The 15,556-nt window shown below is 64.3% G+C and carries 8 protein-coding genes and 1 pseudogene; 8 read left to right on the forward strand and 1 reads right to left on the reverse strand.

Annotated features, from left to right (window positions below):
* Nucleotides 1-676: 676 nt before the first annotated feature.
* Complete coding sequence (locus C4S70_RS13475) at nt 677-3,811, forward strand: site-specific DNA-methyltransferase (RefSeq protein ID WP_104008638.1); 3,135 nt, start codon at nt 677-679, stop codon at nt 3,809-3,811.
* Nucleotides 3,812-3,815: 4 nt separating this feature from the next.
* Nucleotides 3,816-6,599: a BPTD_3080 family restriction endonuclease gene (locus C4S70_RS13480; RefSeq protein ID WP_104008639.1), complete on the forward strand. Its 2,784-nt coding sequence runs from the start codon at nt 3,816-3,818 to the stop codon at nt 6,597-6,599.
* An 80-nt stretch (nt 6,600-6,679) separates the two neighbouring features.
* Here C4S70_RS13480 and C4S70_RS13485 read toward each other — a convergent pair.
* Nucleotides 6,680-6,847: pseudogene (locus C4S70_RS13485) on the reverse strand (transposase); the annotation flags it as partial.
* A 488-nt stretch (nt 6,848-7,335) separates the two neighbouring features.
* Between C4S70_RS13485 and C4S70_RS13490 the strand changes: the two are divergent.
* The 6 genes from C4S70_RS13490 (at nt 7,336) to C4S70_RS13515 (ending at nt 15,462) form a co-directional block, all read left to right on the forward strand.
* Nucleotides 7,336-10,791 (forward strand): chromosome segregation SMC family protein, encoded by a 3,456-nt coding sequence (locus tag C4S70_RS13490; RefSeq protein ID WP_104008640.1) that lies wholly within the window; start codon nt 7,336-7,338, stop codon nt 10,789-10,791.
* A 210-nt stretch (nt 10,792-11,001) separates the two neighbouring features.
* Entirely contained in the window at nt 11,002-11,790 is a 789-nt protein-coding gene (gene rpiA / locus C4S70_RS13495) for a ribose-5-phosphate isomerase RpiA (protein WP_104008641.1), read from the forward strand.
* Nucleotides 11,791-11,802: 12 nt separating this feature from the next.
* A complete protein-coding gene (gor, locus tag C4S70_RS13500; RefSeq protein WP_104008642.1) occupies nt 11,803-13,161 on the forward strand; it encodes a glutathione-disulfide reductase in 1,359 nt (452 codons plus the stop codon).
* A 71-nt stretch (nt 13,162-13,232) separates the two neighbouring features.
* Complete coding sequence (hflK, locus tag C4S70_RS13505) at nt 13,233-14,384, forward strand: FtsH protease activity modulator HflK (protein ID WP_104008643.1); 1,152 nt, start codon at nt 13,233-13,235, stop codon at nt 14,382-14,384.
* A complete protein-coding gene (gene hflC, locus C4S70_RS13510; RefSeq protein ID WP_104008644.1) occupies nt 14,384-15,268 on the forward strand; it encodes a protease modulator HflC in 885 nt (294 codons plus the stop codon). The genes hflK and hflC overlap by 1 nt, the downstream gene beginning before the upstream one ends.
* Nucleotides 15,268-15,462, forward strand: coding sequence for a DUF2065 domain-containing protein (locus C4S70_RS13515; protein ID WP_104008645.1), 195 nt, complete (start codon nt 15,268-15,270; stop codon nt 15,460-15,462). The genes hflC and C4S70_RS13515 overlap by 1 nt, the downstream gene beginning before the upstream one ends.
* Nucleotides 15,463-15,556 lie beyond the last annotated feature (94 nt).

Here is a 15,556-nt window from a genome sequence, read left to right on the forward strand (position 1 = left end):
CCGCAAGCGCCCCCATTCCGCCCTTGGCGGCAAACCCCCAGCCGTGGTCTACTGGCTGAGAAAAGACGAAACCCAACCCGGTCAGCAGGAGCAAAGAGTAGCTTAAATCACGCCGGAAACTGTCCAGACATTGGGGAGTAGCTCAAACTACTTCGAGCTTCGCCAGTATGTATCGCCGATCAACAAGCACTGCGAGACAGATTATGTAAGAAAGGGAACAACTTCGATCCCGGTTCCAGGTTCGGATGTCAGGATCACTGTTCCAAAGCGCCGTCGCCTCGCCCCCGTCATGCACACTCCTGCGATGCGGGCGGGCATCCACACAGTCGATCCAGACGAACGGAACCCGAAGCTGCCAGACCTCGCGAGGCTTTTGTATCAGCCTTGGCTCTACCACGGCACACCACTGTGGAGAAAGCTGCAGGGCCGGTAGCTGGCGCTCTCGCCCTCTTTGGGGTGGTCCGCCGTTATGCTTGGTATCCAGAGGATCACAATGGCATCGAAGAGACAAAATTAGCCTCCTGGGACTTGTCGAGTGGTCAGATTCAGCGGGCGCCGCGTGAGAGTTGCCTCATTGTATTGATCAACCCAAGGCAGATTTCGGGATGCAAATCGCATTCGACCGCGATAGCCTCCTGACAACACGAGCAATTCCAACACAGGCAGCGAGCCGCCCATGTCCGACACGCTTTCCGATCTGATCCTTTCCCTTGTCCCCGAAGACGGCTCTTCCATCGGCAACGGCGCGATGTTCGCCCTGCTCGAAGAGCGGGTGCCCGGCATCACGCGCGAGCAATACGACGCCGCGCGGGATGAGCTGATCGAGCGGGGGATCCTCGGCCGTGGCCGCGGGCGGGGCGGGTCGATCTATCGAGCCGATGTGGCCGAGCTGTCGCTGGAGGCGACCGAAGAGCCCGAAACCAAGGCGAGCGGCGCCAAGAAGCCCCGCAAGAAGGCCTCGCGCAAGAGCGGCGAGTCGGCCGAGGTGCTCTCCTACCGCCATGCCGACACGCGGGTGAACAACCCCGAGGTCGGCATGGTCCATGCCACGACCGACCCGGACGGCCCGCCGCGGGTGTGGAAACATGACCCGCACCTTTCGCCCGAGCTGATGTTCGACATCGGCCGCTCCTACATCGAAAACCTCATCGACGACGCGCTCGCCTCGGGCGATGCCGAGACCATGCGCGACGCGCTGGAGGAACTGCGCCGCCTGCAGGCGCCCTATCTGAACTGGACAGGCAAGGCCGAGCGCACGAGCTTCGAGGTCGATACCGTTTCGCTGCATGTGCATGAGCGCATCGACCCGGCGACGATCCTCGCCAACGCGGCGAAGCGGCTGAAGGGCAAGGATGCGGCCGAGCAGTGGCGCCAACCTGACCTGTTCGCGGCCCCGTTCGAGAACCTGCCACTGCGGCAAGCCTTGGATTTCTACCAGCACGAGAAGGGATGGGCGAACCGGCTGGTGGCGGGCGACTCGCTTCTGGTGATGAACTCGTTGCTGACCAAGGAGAGCATGAGCGGCAAGGTGCAGATGATCTACATCGACCCGCCCTATGGCATCAAATACGGCTCGAACTTCCAGCCCTTCACGAACAAGCGCAAGCTGGCAGACTCGGACAAAGATGAAGACCTCAATCAAGAACCGGAGATGATCAAAGCATTCCGGGATACCTGGGAGCTCGGCATCCATTCCTACCTCACCTATTTGCGCGATCGGCTGATGCTCGCTCGAGAGTTGTTGAGCGATAGCGGCTCGGTGTTCGTGCAGATCTCAGATGAGAATGTGCACCTCGTGCGCGGACTTCTCGACGAAGTTTTTGGTATAGAGAATTTTGTATCGCAGATTTCGTTCTCCAAGACGGGCTCTGTCACGGGCAGTCACCTTGGGAAAATCTGCGACATCCTTCTATTCTATGCGAAAGACAAAGATCGCCTTAAATACCGCACTCTGTATGAGAAGAAGCCTGAGATTGATGGCGAATATTCTGAGGATCCGCTTAAGTCAGATGGATTCAGAACCACCACGACCCGCCCCTACGATCTCATGGGAAAGAGCTGGCCATGTGGTGCCAATGAGCACTGGAAAGTGCCTGTCGAAGGTTTGGACAGAGCAGCAAAAGCGGGGAGGATTATTCCTAAAAAGACCTCCCTTCGCCTCAAAAAGTTTGCGACCGACTTCGAATACAAGGTGTTTCACTCTGTGTGGCTCGGCTTTGGTGGTGCATCCAACATGCAGTACGTAGTCGAGACAAATACGCGCATAGTCGAGCGATGCATTCTTATGACTACTGACCCAAGTGACCTGGTCCTCGACATTACCTGTGGGTCAGGGACGACGGCATTTGCCGCGGAGAAGTGGGGAAGGCGTTGGATCACCTGCGATACCTCGCGCATTGCTACCACACTGGCTAAGCAACGGCTGATGACCGCGTCCTTCGACTACTACGCGCTCAAATACCCCCATGAGGGGCTGAAGGGCGGCTTCGATTACGAAACCGTGCCGCATATCACGCTGAAGAGCATCGCCAACAACCCCGACATCGACACGATCTGGGACGAGGAACACCCGAAGATCGAGGCCGCGCTTGCCGCGCTCAACGCGGCCCTCAAGGGCGCGCCTGTCCGCTACCGCTCCCCCCAGGGCGGGCGCAAGGGACAATGGATCGACTTCTCGGCGCCGGACAGCGAAACCGTCACCCTGCCCAGCGGCGAGGTCGCGAAGGTCAACGAACTCCTGGAATGGGAGGTGCCCTTCGACTTCCCCTCTGACTGGCCCGAGGCGGCGCGCGCGCCTTTCGAGGCTTTCCACAAGGCCCGCCGGCAGATGCAGACGCGCATGGATGCCGCCATCGCCGCCCATGCCGACCAGGAGGTGCTTTACGACAAGCCGCGCATCGACAAATCGAAGCTGCGCATCACCGGCCCCTTCACCGTCGAGGCCGTTCCCGCCCCGGTGGTCAAGAGCCTTGACGAGGCCGCCCCGCCCACGGAGGCCGACGAGAGCGTCGCCCGCATGGGCGAGACCGCCCGCCAGGCCGCCTGGCGCGACGAGCTGCTGAAATCGGGCGTGCGGGCCAAGGGCGGGGCCAAGCTGATGCTGGCCGAGCTGGAACCGCTGCCCGGCACGAAGTTCCTGCACGCCACCGGCTCGCTCGCCGATACGGGCGAGCGGGTGGTGGTGAGCTTCGGCCCCGAATATGCCGCGCTCGAGCAGCGCCAGGTGGAGGAGGCGATCAACGAGGCCTTCAAGCTGATGCCCCAGCCGAAGTTCCTTCTGTTCTGCGCCTTCACCTTCGACCCCGAGGCAGCAAAGGACATCGACGAGACGAACATCCCCGGCATGACGCTTCTGAAGGTGCAGATGAACACCGACCTTCTGACCGAGGACCTGAAGAAGAAGCGCGCCAGCAACGAAAGCTTCTGGCTGATGGGCCAGCCCGATGTGGAGCTGCGCAAGCGCAAGGACGGGCTGTGGGAGGTCGAGGTGCACGGCTTCGACTATTTCGACCCGCGCAAGGGCACGGTCGTCTCGGGCGGGAAGAAGCAGATCGCGATGTGGGAGCTCGACACCGATTACGACAACCGCTCGCTCATGCCACGGCAGGTGTTCTTCCCCATGGCGGGCGCCAAGGACGGCTGGAACCGGCTCAAGAAGACGATCCGCGCCGAGCTGGACGAGGATCTGCTGGAGGCGTTCCACGGCACCGTCTCGCTGCCCTTCGAGGCGGGCGAAAACAGGCGCATCGCGGTGAAGATCATCGACGACCGGGGGATCGAGAGCCTGAAGATCGTGGGGCTGGAGGAATAGCTCCATGTCGCTGATCATCAACAACCCTTACGAGAAGCCCGACAAGCACTGGGCCGAGGGCAAGGCCGGCAAGCTCGAGATCGTGCACGAGCGGCGCCCGGCGAGCTACGAGGTGTTCGACGCCCGCAACAACACCAAGCGGGTGGAGAAGCTGGAGCTCGTCAACACGATCCGCTCGCGGGTGGAGCAGTGGCGCGAGGATGGCTGGCCCGGGGTGACCATCGTCACCCGCAAGCTCCTCGAGCACTGGCACGACCGGGCCGAGGGGGTGCGTCAGTATCCCTTCTACTTCTGCCAGCTCGAGGCGATCGAGACGCTGATCTGGTGGGTCGAGGGCGCGCAGGTCTACAAGCAGGGGATCGCCATTCCCGGCGATGGCGGGGCCTGGCAGCGGCTGTGCAACAAGATGGCCACGGGCGCGGGCAAGACCACGGTGATGGCCATGATCATCACCTGGCAGGTGCTGAACGCGCTGACCTACCCGAAGCGTAACAAGGACTTCAGCCGCGCGATCTTCATCGTCGCCCCCGGCCTGACGGTGAAGGAACGCCTGCAGGTTCTGCTGCCGAGCGAGGGCAGCTACTACGACGAGTTCAACCTCTGCCCCACCGAGTCCATGCGGCAGAAGCTCAACCAGGCGGAAATCCTGATCGAGAACTGGCACACGCTGATGCCGCTCAAGGACACGGCACGATCGGTGGTCAAGCTGGGGCCGGAGTCCGACGAGGCCTTCGCCCGCCGGGTGCTGGGCAAGCTGGCGCACTACAAGAACATCGTGGTGATCAACGACGAGGCTCACCACGCCTACCGCAAGCCGCCCGAGGTGAAGATCAGCAAGAAGCAGGCGGCCGAGCAGGGTATCGACCTTGACGAGGCAACGCGCTGGATCGAGGGGCTGGACCGCATTCACAAGACGCGTCGCATCCAGCGCTGCTTCGATCTGTCTGCCACGCCTTTCGCCCCGACCGGCAAGAAGAGCACCGATACCGCGCTGTTCGACTGGATTGTCTCGGATTTCGGTCTGAACGATGCGATCGAGGCCGGGCTGGTCAAGACCCCGCGAGTGGTGGTGCGTGATGACGCCCTGCCCGATACAAAAACGCTGCGGCCCAAGCTCTATCACATCTACCGCGATCCATCGGTCTCCGAAGACCTCAATCGCAAGGCGGAGCCGCACGAGCCCCTGCCGAAATTGGTTCAGGACGCCTACACGCTGCTTGGCGCGGACTGGCTTGAGACTCGTCGGCGATGGGAAGAAGCCGGACACACCTCGCCTCCCGTCATGCTGACGGTATGCAACCGCACCGAAACGGCGGCGCGCATCGAGTATTATTTTAACAGCGGAGATTCCGTTTGGCCGGAACTGCGCGCGCCCGAGCGAACGCTCCGTGTGGATTCGAAGGTTCTCGAGAAGGCAGAAGTCGGTGAAACCGCTGGCTCGGACAAGGATTACGAGAACCGTTTGCGGGAGATCGTCAAGGCGGCGAATATTCCCGAAACCAAGAAGAAGCGGCTGCTGGAGCTGAAGAAGGAGGAGCTGCTCCGCGAGGTCGTTGACAATGTCGGCAAGCGCGGTCAGGCGGGCCAGGATCTCCAGAACGTCATCTCGGTCGCCATGCTTTCGGAAGGGTGGGACGCCAAGAACGTCACCCACATCATGGGTCTGCGCGCCTTTACTTCCCAGCTCCTTTGCGAGCAGGTGGTTGGCCGGGGTCTTCGGCGCGTTTCCTATGATCGAGATGAGAATGGGCTGTTCATCCCGGAATACGTGAACGTCTTCGGCGTTCCGCTAACCATTTCTGAAACCGGCGAAGGGGGGGAAGCCCCGCCGCCAGCGAAACCCAGCACGCAAATCGAAGTTGTCCCGGAACGCGCCAGCCTGGAAATACGGTGGCCGAATATTCTGCGCGTGGAGTCCGTCATCAGACCAACGCTGAATGTTGACTGGAAGAACGTTTCGCCCCTGGTCCTCGACCCAGCCGCTACCCCAATTGCCGCCGATCTGGCTCCGGCGCTGGGCGGCGCAACGGACATGGGGCAAGTGACGGCAATCGATCTCGAGAAACTACCCGATGGATTTCGTCTGCAGCGGTTGATCTTCCAAGCTGCGAGGAAGGGTTTCGCCGAGCTTTCTCATGGCTTCTCGGGCACGCCGGATTTTCTTGCATCCCAGCTCGTGCGGATCATCGAGACATTCCTGAAGTCTCCTCTTCTGGAGATACCATCACTGTTTCACTCGGATCCCCTGCGCCGTCGCATCCTGATCGCGCTGAACATCGATCTGGTTGTCCAGCACCTGATGCGGCATGTGAAAGAACAGAACGTCGAGCGACTGACGCCGATCTACGATGACGAAAACCCGATTGGTTCAACCGGACAGATGCGGACCTGGTATACGACCAAACCGTGTCTTTCGACAGTAAAATCACACATCAGCCACGTTGTTGGCGATGCGGCTTGGGAGGGGTATGCGGCGAACGTATTTGAGAAGCGCGATGACGTTGTTTGCTATGCCAAGAATGACCACCTCGGATTTCAAATCCATTACATGTGGGGTGGATCTCGCAGGCGCTATGTCCCCGATTTTCTTGTTCGCCTGACGAATGGGATAACCTTGGTTCTCGAAATCAAGGGCCAGGACAGCAAACAGAACCGCGCAAAAAGGGCCGCGTTGGACGAGTGGGTGAAAGCGGTGAACGAGGCTGGCGGATTTGGTGCTTGGGCTTCGGATGTCGCCTTCAAGCCCTCCGAGATCGACGATATTATCCAACGACATAACAGCGGATAGGATGCGGACTGCTGTGGTCTCCCGATCTCTGGGTCAATACCGAACCGCTCCGGAAAATCCGGAGCGGTTCATGCTCTATGTCCTACAGCGGAGAATGCGTCATCCAGCAGCGCCCGCTTCCAGCTGTGGATCATCGTCGGGTGAACCCCGAACCGGCTCGCCAGCTCAGCGACCGTCTGCTCACCCTTCAGCGCCTCAAGCGCTACCTTCGCCTTGAACTCCGGCGAATGCTGCTTCCGTTTCGACATCTCTGATCTCATCTTCGTCGAAGATCAGCAGACAGCAATTTGTAGCCTACGTCAGCGTCCGATTTTCGGGGAGTAGCTCAAGCATTCCGAAACGCGAACAACGGGGATTTCGGCAGAAGTTGATCGAAAAACCACCTAGGTTGTCGGCAATCTCCGCCGGACAACTTTCGAAGATTTCTTCGAGAGATCAATCGCGCTATTCGCCTTGCTCGATCCGGCCATCCCGCTGTTTCCCAAGGATATTATTTCGGAAGGCTACTTTGGCGTGTGCCGGATTTCAACATTTATGGCATGGGCTAGGCCCTCGGGTTGCCTTTTTCCGTTTCAGGCCCGGCTCACCCCCGGCCCGTCGGAGCAAACCGCGTCGGACGAAACAATATCTTGTGGATAAACCGGCGGAAATCCCCACATTCAGCGTCAAATTCGTTGACGACTCGGCCTGAGAGGCCCCAGAGTCGTAATCCAACCGGAATCACCAAGGCCGCGCCGTGCGTTTCACGAAACTCAGACTGAACGGCTTCAAGAGCTTCGTCGATCCCACCGATCTGCTGATCGCGGACGGGCTGACGGGAATTGTCGGGCCGAACGGCTGCGGCAAGTCGAACCTGCTCGAAGCCTTGCGCTGGGTGATGGGCGAGAACCGGCCCAAGGCGATGCGCGGCAGCGGCATGGAGGACGTGATCTTTGCCGGCGCCGCGACCCGCCCGGCGCGCAACTTCGCCGAGGTCAGCCTGCATATCGACAACAGCGAACGGCTCGCGCCGTCGGGTTTCAACGATTCCGACACGCTGGAAATCGTGCGGCGGATCACCCGCGACGTGGGCAGCGCCTACAAGGTGAACGGCAAGGACGTGCGCGCCCGCGACGTGCAGATGCTGTTTGCCGATGCCTCGACCGGCGCGCATTCGCCGGCGCTGGTGCGGCAGGGGCAGATCGCCGAGCTCATCAACGCCAAGCCCCGCGCGCGGCGGCGCGTGCTGGAAGAGGCCGCGGGGATCTCGGGCCTCTACCAGCGCCGGCACGAGGCCGAGCTGAAACTGAACGCGACCGAGGCGAACCTGCTGCGGGTCGATGACGTGCTGGAGCAGCTCGCCGCGCAGCTGGCGCAACTGGCCCGGCAGGCGCGGCAGGCGGCGCGCTATCGCCAGATCGGCGAGGAACTGCGCCGTGCCGAGGGGATGCTGCTCTATCGCCGCTGGAAGGAGGCCGACGAGGCCCGCGCCGCGGCCGAGGAAACCCTGCGCGACCGCACCACCGAAGCCGCCCGCGCCGAGACCGCCGCCCGCCAGGCGGCCAAGGCGCGCGAGGCCGCCGAGGAAAAGCTGCCCGCCCTGCGCGAGGAAGAGGCGATCGCCGCGGCGATCCTGCAACGGTTGCAGGTGCAGCGCGACGCGCTGTCGGATCAGGAGGCGCACGCCCGCCAGACGATCCAGACGCTCACCGCCCGGATCGAACAGCTGGCCCGCGACATCGAGCGGGAAACCGGCCTGAACCGCGACGCGGGCGAGACTATCGAGCGACTGGAATGGGAGGCGCGCGAACTGGCCAAGGCGAGCGAAGGCCATGCCGACCGGCTGGCCGAGGCCGCCGAACTGGCCCACGATGCCGCCGCCGTCCTGCAGGAGCGCGAAGCGCTGTTGTCGGAGCGGACCGAGGACGTCGCCCGTCTGGCCGCCCGTCACCAGTCGGCCCAGCGCCTGGTCGAAGACAGCCGCAAGACGCTGGCCCGATCAGAGGCCGAAGAGGCCCGCGCGGCCGAGGCGATGACCGAGGCCCGCGCCGCCTTGCGCCGTGCCGACGAGGCCCACGAGGCCGCGCAGGAGGCCGAGGCCGAAGCCATCGCCGCAGCCGAAGAGGCCGAGGCGCGCCTGGCCGAGGCCGACGAGGCCCGCACCGAAACCCAGGCGCGCGAGGCCGAGGCCCGCGCCCGGCGGTCCGAGGCCGAGGGCGAAGTCAGCGCCCTGCGCGCCGAGGTGGCGGCGTTGGCCAAGCTGGTCGCTCGCGACACCGCCGAGGGCGGGCAGGTGATGGACGAGTTGCGGGTCGAGCCGGGCTATGAAAAGGCGCTGGGCGCGGCGCTCACGGACGATCTGCGTGCACCGCTGGTGGAGGCCAACGGGCCGTCGGGCTGGCTTCCGGTGCCGGGCTATGACGCCGACCAGCCCCTGCCCGAGGGGGCCGAGCCGCTCGCGCGGCATGTTTCGGGGCCCGAGCGGCTGGGCCGGCGCATCGCGCAGATCGGCCTCGTGGACGCGGAAACCGGCGCGCGGCTGCAGCCGCTTCTGAAACCGGGGCAGCGGCTGGTGTCGGTCGAGGGCGACCTGTGGCGCTGGGACGGGTTCCGCGCCTGGGCCGAGGACGCCCCCAGCGCCGCCGCGCTGCGTCTGGAACAGCTCAACCGGCTGGAGGCACTGAAACAGGATCTCGCCCGTGCCGAGGCGCAGGCCGAGGGCGCCCGCGCCGCGCACGAGATGCTCAGCCGCAGACTGGCCGAGGTGACCGAGGCCGACCGCGCCGCCCGCATCGCCCGCCGCGATGCCGACCAGCGCATGGCGCAGGCCGCCCGCGCGCTCAGCCAGGCCGAGGCCGACCGCAACCTCGCCCGCGGCAAGCTGGAGACGCTTTCGCTGGCGGTAGAGCGCCACAAGGAAGAGGCGATGGCCGCGCGTCTTCAGCTGCGCGAGGCCGAGGCGGCGCTGGCCGAGCTTGGCGATCTGGACAGCGCGCGGGCCGAGATCGAGGACATCAAGCAGACGGTCGAGGCGGCGCGGATCACCATGCTGACCCGGCGGTCCGCCCATGACGAACTGCGCCGCGAGGGCGAGGCCCGCACCCGCCGCGCGCAGGAGGTCGCCAAGGAGATCAGCGGCTGGAAACACCGGCTGGAGACCGCCGGCAAGCGCATCGCCGAGCTGACCGAACGCAAGACGGCGTCCGAAGAGGAACTGGCCGAGGCCGGCGCCGCCCCGGCCGAGATCGAGGCAAAACGCGACGAGCTGTCAGCGGCGATTGCCGAGGCCGAGGCGCGGCGCGCGGTGGCGGCGGATGCGCTGGCGGGCGCCGAGGCCGCGCTGCGCGAGGCGGTTCATGCCGAGCGCGAGGCCGAGCGGCTGGCCTCGGAGGCGCGCGAGGCGCGGGCGCGGGCCGAGGCGCGTCTGGATGCGGCACGCGAAACCGTGCTGCACGCCGCCGAGCGCATCGCCGAGGAACAGCAGGTGACACCGAGCCAGTTGCTGAACCGGCTGGAGGTGAACCCCGACGCGATCCCCGGCGTGGATGCGCTCGAGGCGGAGGTGAACCGGCTGAAACGGCAGCGCGACGCGCTGGGCGCGGTCAACCTGCGGGCCGAGGAGGACGCCCGCGAGGTGCAGGCCGAGCATGACGAGCTGGCCCGCGAAAAGGCCGATCTGGAAGAGGCGATCAAGACCCTGCGCAGCGGCATCGCCAGCCTCAACCGCGAGGGGCGCGAACGGCTGCTGACGGCGTTCGAGCAGGTCAACAGCAATTTTGCCATGTTGTTCAAGCACCTCTTCGGTGGCGGCGACGCGAATCTGGTCATGGTCGAAAGCGACGATCCGCTGGAGGCGGGACTGGAGATCATGTGCCAGCCGCCGGGCAAGAAGCTCAGCACGCTGTCGCTGCTGTCGGGCGGCGAACAGACGTTGACGGCGCTGGCGCTGATCTTTGCGGTGTTCCTGGCCAACCCGGCGCCGATCTGCGTGCTGGACGAGGTGGACGCGCCGCTGGACGATGCCAACGTCACCCGATTCTGCGACCTGCTGGACGAGATGGTGCGACGCACCGACACGCGGTTCCTGACCATCACCCACCACGCCGTGACGATGAGCCGGATGGACCGTCTGTTCGGCGTGACCATGGCCGAACAGGGGGTGTCGCAACTGGTTTCGGTGGATCTCAAGCGGGCCGAGTCGCTGGTCGCCTGACCGCCGATGGCAAACAAGGTCGGCAGGCATGGGTTTCGGATTGGCTGCGCCAATCCGACCGATGCGAGGGGCTTTGCCCCTCGCGCTCCCCAGAGTATTTGACGCAAGATGAAAGCCCGAGGGGAAAGCATTCTGCGGGCGATATTTCACGCCTCGCGCCGGGCGGAGACTTTTCGTATAAGACCGGAAAGAACTTCAGGAGTCGCTGCCATGTCCGGAGAACTGTCACCTATCGACAAGGCCAAGTTCGTCGCCGCCAAGCGCGCCGCCGATTTCGTCGAGGACGGAATGCGGGTGGGGCTGGGCACCGGGTCCACTGCCGCTTGGCTGGTGCGCTGTCTGGGCGAGATGGTGCGCGAGGAGGGATTGAAGTTCCGCGGCGTGCCGACCTCGACCCGAACCGCCGAACTGGCCCGCGAGGTCGGGATCGAGGTGGTGTCTCTGGACGAGGCAAAATGGCTCGACATCACGATCGACGGTGCGGACGAATTCGACGCCAATCTGAACCTCATCAAGGGCGGCGGCGGGGCGCTGCTGCAGGAAAAGATCGTCGCGACGGCCTCGGACCAGATGGTGGTGATCGCCGATGCCGGCAAGGAGGTGGAGACGCTGGGCGCCTTCCCTCTTCCGGTCGAGGTGATCCCGTTCGGCTGGCAGACCACGCAGGCGCTGATCGAGGAAACGCTGGTGTCGATGGACGTTCTGGGGCGCAGTGCGACCTTGCGGATGAACGGGGATGCGCCCTTTGTCACGGACGAAGGGAACTACATCCTGGACCTGCATCTGAACCGCATCGGCAATGCACGCCAGCTGGCGCTGGTGCTGAACCAGATGCCGGGCGTGGTTGAAAACGGCCTGTTCATAGATATCTGTGACATCGTTGTGGTTGGCTACGGCGACGGCCGGGTCGAACTGCGCGACATCAACGAAGGCACGGTGGAACATGACAGGCTGGATTTCGTGGAGAGCGACAACCTGTTCACCGATCTGGCCGACTAGGGACGGGATTGCATGACATTCGACTATGATCTGTTCGTCATTGGAGGCGGATCCGGTGGCGTGAGGGCCGCGCGCGTCGCCGCCGGTGAAGCGGGCGCCAGGGTCGCGCTGGCCGAGGAAGACCGATACGGGGGCACCTGCGTCATCCGTGGCTGCGTGCCGAAGAAACTGATGGTCTTTGCCAGCGAATATCCCGCCGCGTTTCAGGACGCCCGCGCCTATGGCTGGGACGTCGCCGCAGGCGGCTTTGACTGGCAGGTCTTTCGGGGGAAGCTGCATGCCGAGCTGGACCGGCTGGAGGGCATCTATCGCACCATCCTGAAGAACAACGGGGTCGAGACTTTCGATCAGCGCGCCCGCGTGGCCGACCCGCACACGGTCGAACTGGCCGACGGCACCCGCAAGACTGCCAGACACATCCTGATCGCCACCGGCGGGCAGCCGGTGCTGCCGGGCCTGCCAGGGGACGAGCTGGGGATCACGTCGAACGACCTCTTCCACCTCGACGATCTGCCCGAATCCATGCTGATCGTCGGCGGCGGCTACATCGCCTGCGAATTTGCCGGCATCATGAACGGGCTGGGCGTGCAGACCACCCAGTATTACCGGGGCGCCCAGATCCTGCGCGGGTTCGACGACGAAGCGCGCGGCCTGATCTGTGAGGAAATGTGCCAGAACGGCATCGACGTTCACCTGGGCACCACGATCTTGGAGATGAAGGCAGATCCCGGCGGGGTCCGGGTCAAGGCCACCAACGGCACCGAGCGCGTCTTTGCGAAGGTGCTGTTTGCGACTGGACGGGTGCCCAACACCGACGGGCTGGGGCTGGAAGAGGTCGGCGTAGAGCTGGGCCGCAAGGGCGAGGTGATCGTGGACGAATACAGCCAGACCGCGGTGCCGTCGATATATGCCGTGGGCGACGTCACCGACCGGGTCAACCTGACCCCGGTGGCAATCCGCGAGGGCATGGCCTTTGTCGAAACCGTGTTCAAGGGCAACCCGACCCCGGTGGATCACGCCCTGATCCCCACCGCCATCTTCACCCAGCCGGAATTCGGCACGGTGGGGCTCAGCGAGGAAGACGCGCGCGAGCAGGAGCCGATCGAGGTCTATTCGAACTCGTTCCGGCCGATGCAGACACTGTTCGCCGGCCGCAACGACCGGGTGCTGATGAAGCTGGTGGTCAGCCGGAAGACCCGCAAGGTGCTGGGCTGCCACATCGTGGCGCCCAATGCGGGCGAGATGATCCAACTGGCGGGAATCGCCATCAAGATGGGCGCAACCAAGGAAGACTTCGACCGGACCGTGGCGGTGCACCCCACCATGTCCGAGGAAATCGTCACCATGCGCGCGCCGGTCAGAACCGCTTGATTTGCAGGCGGGCGCGAACAGTTTATGAATGAGGCCGCACGAAGCGGTCTGAAAAAGGGAAAGAGACAGACATGGCTGGAAACAGCGGCGGCCCGTGGGGCCGCGGTGGCTCCTCCGGGGGCGGAGGACAAAGGGGAGGCCCCGGCGGCGGCGGAGGCCGCCGGCCCGAGGACGACGGCCCGCAGATCCCCGAAATCGACGAATTGGTGAAAAAGGGCCAGGAACGGCTGCGCGTGCTGATGGGCGGCGGCTCCGGTCGCGGAGGCGGAGGCGGGCGCAGCCCCGGCGGCGCAGGCGGTGGCGGACCGATGTTCACCCGCGGCACGATCGGTCTGGGCGTGGTGGCCGCAGCGATCCTGTGGGGTCTGGCCAGCTTCTACACGGTCAAGCCCGAAGAGCAGTCGGTCGAGTTGTTTCTGGGCAAGTTTTCGGAAATCGGCCAGCCGGGCCTGAACTTTGCCCCCTGGCCGATCGTGACGGCCGAGGTTCTGCCGGTGAAGGTCGAACAAACCGAAGAAATCGGCGCGGGATCGCGCGGTTTCGATGCCGGCCTCATGCTGACCGGCGACGAAAACATCATCGACGTGGATTTCCAGGTGGTCTGGAACATCGCCGATCCGGCCAAGTTCCTGTTCAATGTGCGCGATCAGCGCGAAACCATCCGCGCGGTGTCGGAATCGGCCATGCGCGAGATCATCGCCCAGTCGAACCTCGCCCCGATCCTGAACCGCGACCGGGGCATCATCGCCGACCGGCTCAAGGATCTGATCCAGGCGACGCTCGACACCTATGACAGCGGCGTGAACATCGTCCGCGTAAACTTTGACGGCGCCGACCCGCCCGAGCCGGTCAAGGACGCCTTCCGCGAAGTCCAGTCGGCCGGTCAGGAACGCGACCGGCTCGAGAAGAAGGCGGATGCCTACGCCAACCAGGTGCTTGCTGGTGCCCGCGGCGAGGCGGCGCAGACGCTGGAAGAGGCCGAGGCCTACCGCGCGCAGGTCGTGAACGAGGCACAGGGTGAGGCCAGCCGGTTCCTGGCGGTGCTCGAGGAATACCGCAAGGCCCCGGACGTGACGCGCAAGCGTCTTTACATCGAGACGATGGAGCAGGTTCTGGGCGACGTGGACAAGGTGATCCTCGACGAGGCCGCCGACAAGGCCGGCCAGGGCGTGGTGCCCTACCTGCCGCTGAACGAACTGCGCAAAAGCGGGGAGACGAAGTGATGAAGAAATCCACCTTTCTTCTGCCCGTGCTGGTGCTGGCGGTGATCGGCGTTCTGTCGTCGATCTTCATCGTGGACGAACGCGAAAAGGCGCTGGTCCTGCAATTCGGCCGCGTGGTGACGATCAAGGAGGATCCGGGCCTTGCCTTCAAGATCCCCCTGATTCAGCAGGTCGTGCGCTACGACGACCGGATCCTCAGCCGCGAGGTCGGCCCGATGGAGATCACGCCTCTGGACGATCGCCGTCTGGTGGTGGACGCCTTCGCGCGTTACCGCATCGTCGATCTCGGCCGGTTCCGCGAAGCCGTCGGCGCCGGCGGCATCGACTTTGCCGAAAGCCGGCTGGATTCGATCCTGCGCGCCAAGACCCGCGAAGTGCTGGGGTCCGTCAGCTCCAATGACATCCTCAGTTCGGATCGCGCCGCCCTGATGGCGCGGATCCGCGACGGATCCGTCGAAGAGGCCCGCGATCTTGGGCTTCAGGTGATCGACGTGCGGCTGAAACGCACCGACCTGCCGCAGGCGAACCTCGAGGCGACCTTTGCCCGAATGCGCGCCGAGCGTGAACGAGAGGCCGCCGACGAGATCGCCCGAGGCAAGGAAGCCGCCCAGCGCATCCGCGCCCAGGCCGACCGCACCGTGGTCGAGCTGATCTCGGACGCCAAGCGCCAGGCCGAGATCATCCGAGGCGAGGCCGATGCCGAGCGCAACGCGATCTACGCCGAAGCCTATGGCCGCGACCCCGAATTCTTTGAATTCTACCGGTCGCTGAACGCCTATGCGCGCGCGCTCAAGGGTGAGAACTCGACAATGGTCCTGTCGCCGGACTCCGAGTTCTTCAACTACCTCAAATCGTCGGGCAATTCGGGTTCGCCGGCGAATTGATGGCTACGATCCTGCTTGCGATCGGGCTTGTGCTGTTGGTCGAGGGGCTGGTCTGGGTGCTGGCCCCTTCGATCGTCGAACGCCTGCTGGAGGCGATGCGCGACCTGCCCGAACCCGCCCGCCGTCAGCTGGGCGCGCTGGCGCTGGTCACCGGGCTGACCCTGATCTGGATCGCCAAGCAGTTCGGCGCCTGACCGGCCGGCTTGCCGGACGCCCGGTCACGATTACATCATTGTAATGAATGAGGGCTGGCAACGCGGCCCGTTTGACCCCATCTTGTTCGCGGAA

Source organism: Jhaorihella thermophila (genome assembly GCF_900108275.1).
Taxonomy (GTDB): Bacteria; Pseudomonadota; Alphaproteobacteria; order Rhodobacterales; family Rhodobacteraceae; genus Jhaorihella; species Jhaorihella thermophila.

Bases quoted from the DNA above. Each gene is read 5' to 3' on its own strand.
- C4S70_RS13475 (WP_104008638.1), top strand. From the start codon at position 677: ATGTCCGACACGCTTTCCGATCTGATCCTTTCCCTTGTCCCCGAAGAC.
- C4S70_RS13480 (WP_104008639.1), top strand. From the start codon at position 3,816: ATGTCGCTGATCATCAACAACCCTTACGAGAAGCCCGACAAGCACTGG.
- rpiA (WP_104008641.1), top strand. From the start codon at position 11,002: ATGTCCGGAGAACTGTCACCTATCGACAAGGCCAAGTTCGTCGCCGCC.
- gor (WP_104008642.1), top strand. From the start codon at position 11,803: ATGACATTCGACTATGATCTGTTCGTCATTGGAGGCGGATCCGGTGGC.
- hflK (WP_104008643.1), top strand. From the start codon at position 13,233: ATGGCTGGAAACAGCGGCGGCCCGTGGGGCCGCGGTGGCTCCTCCGGG.
- hflC (WP_104008644.1), top strand. From the start codon at position 14,384: ATGAAGAAATCCACCTTTCTTCTGCCCGTGCTGGTGCTGGCGGTGATC.
- C4S70_RS13515 (WP_104008645.1), top strand. From the start codon at position 15,268: ATGGCTACGATCCTGCTTGCGATCGGGCTTGTGCTGTTGGTCGAGGGG.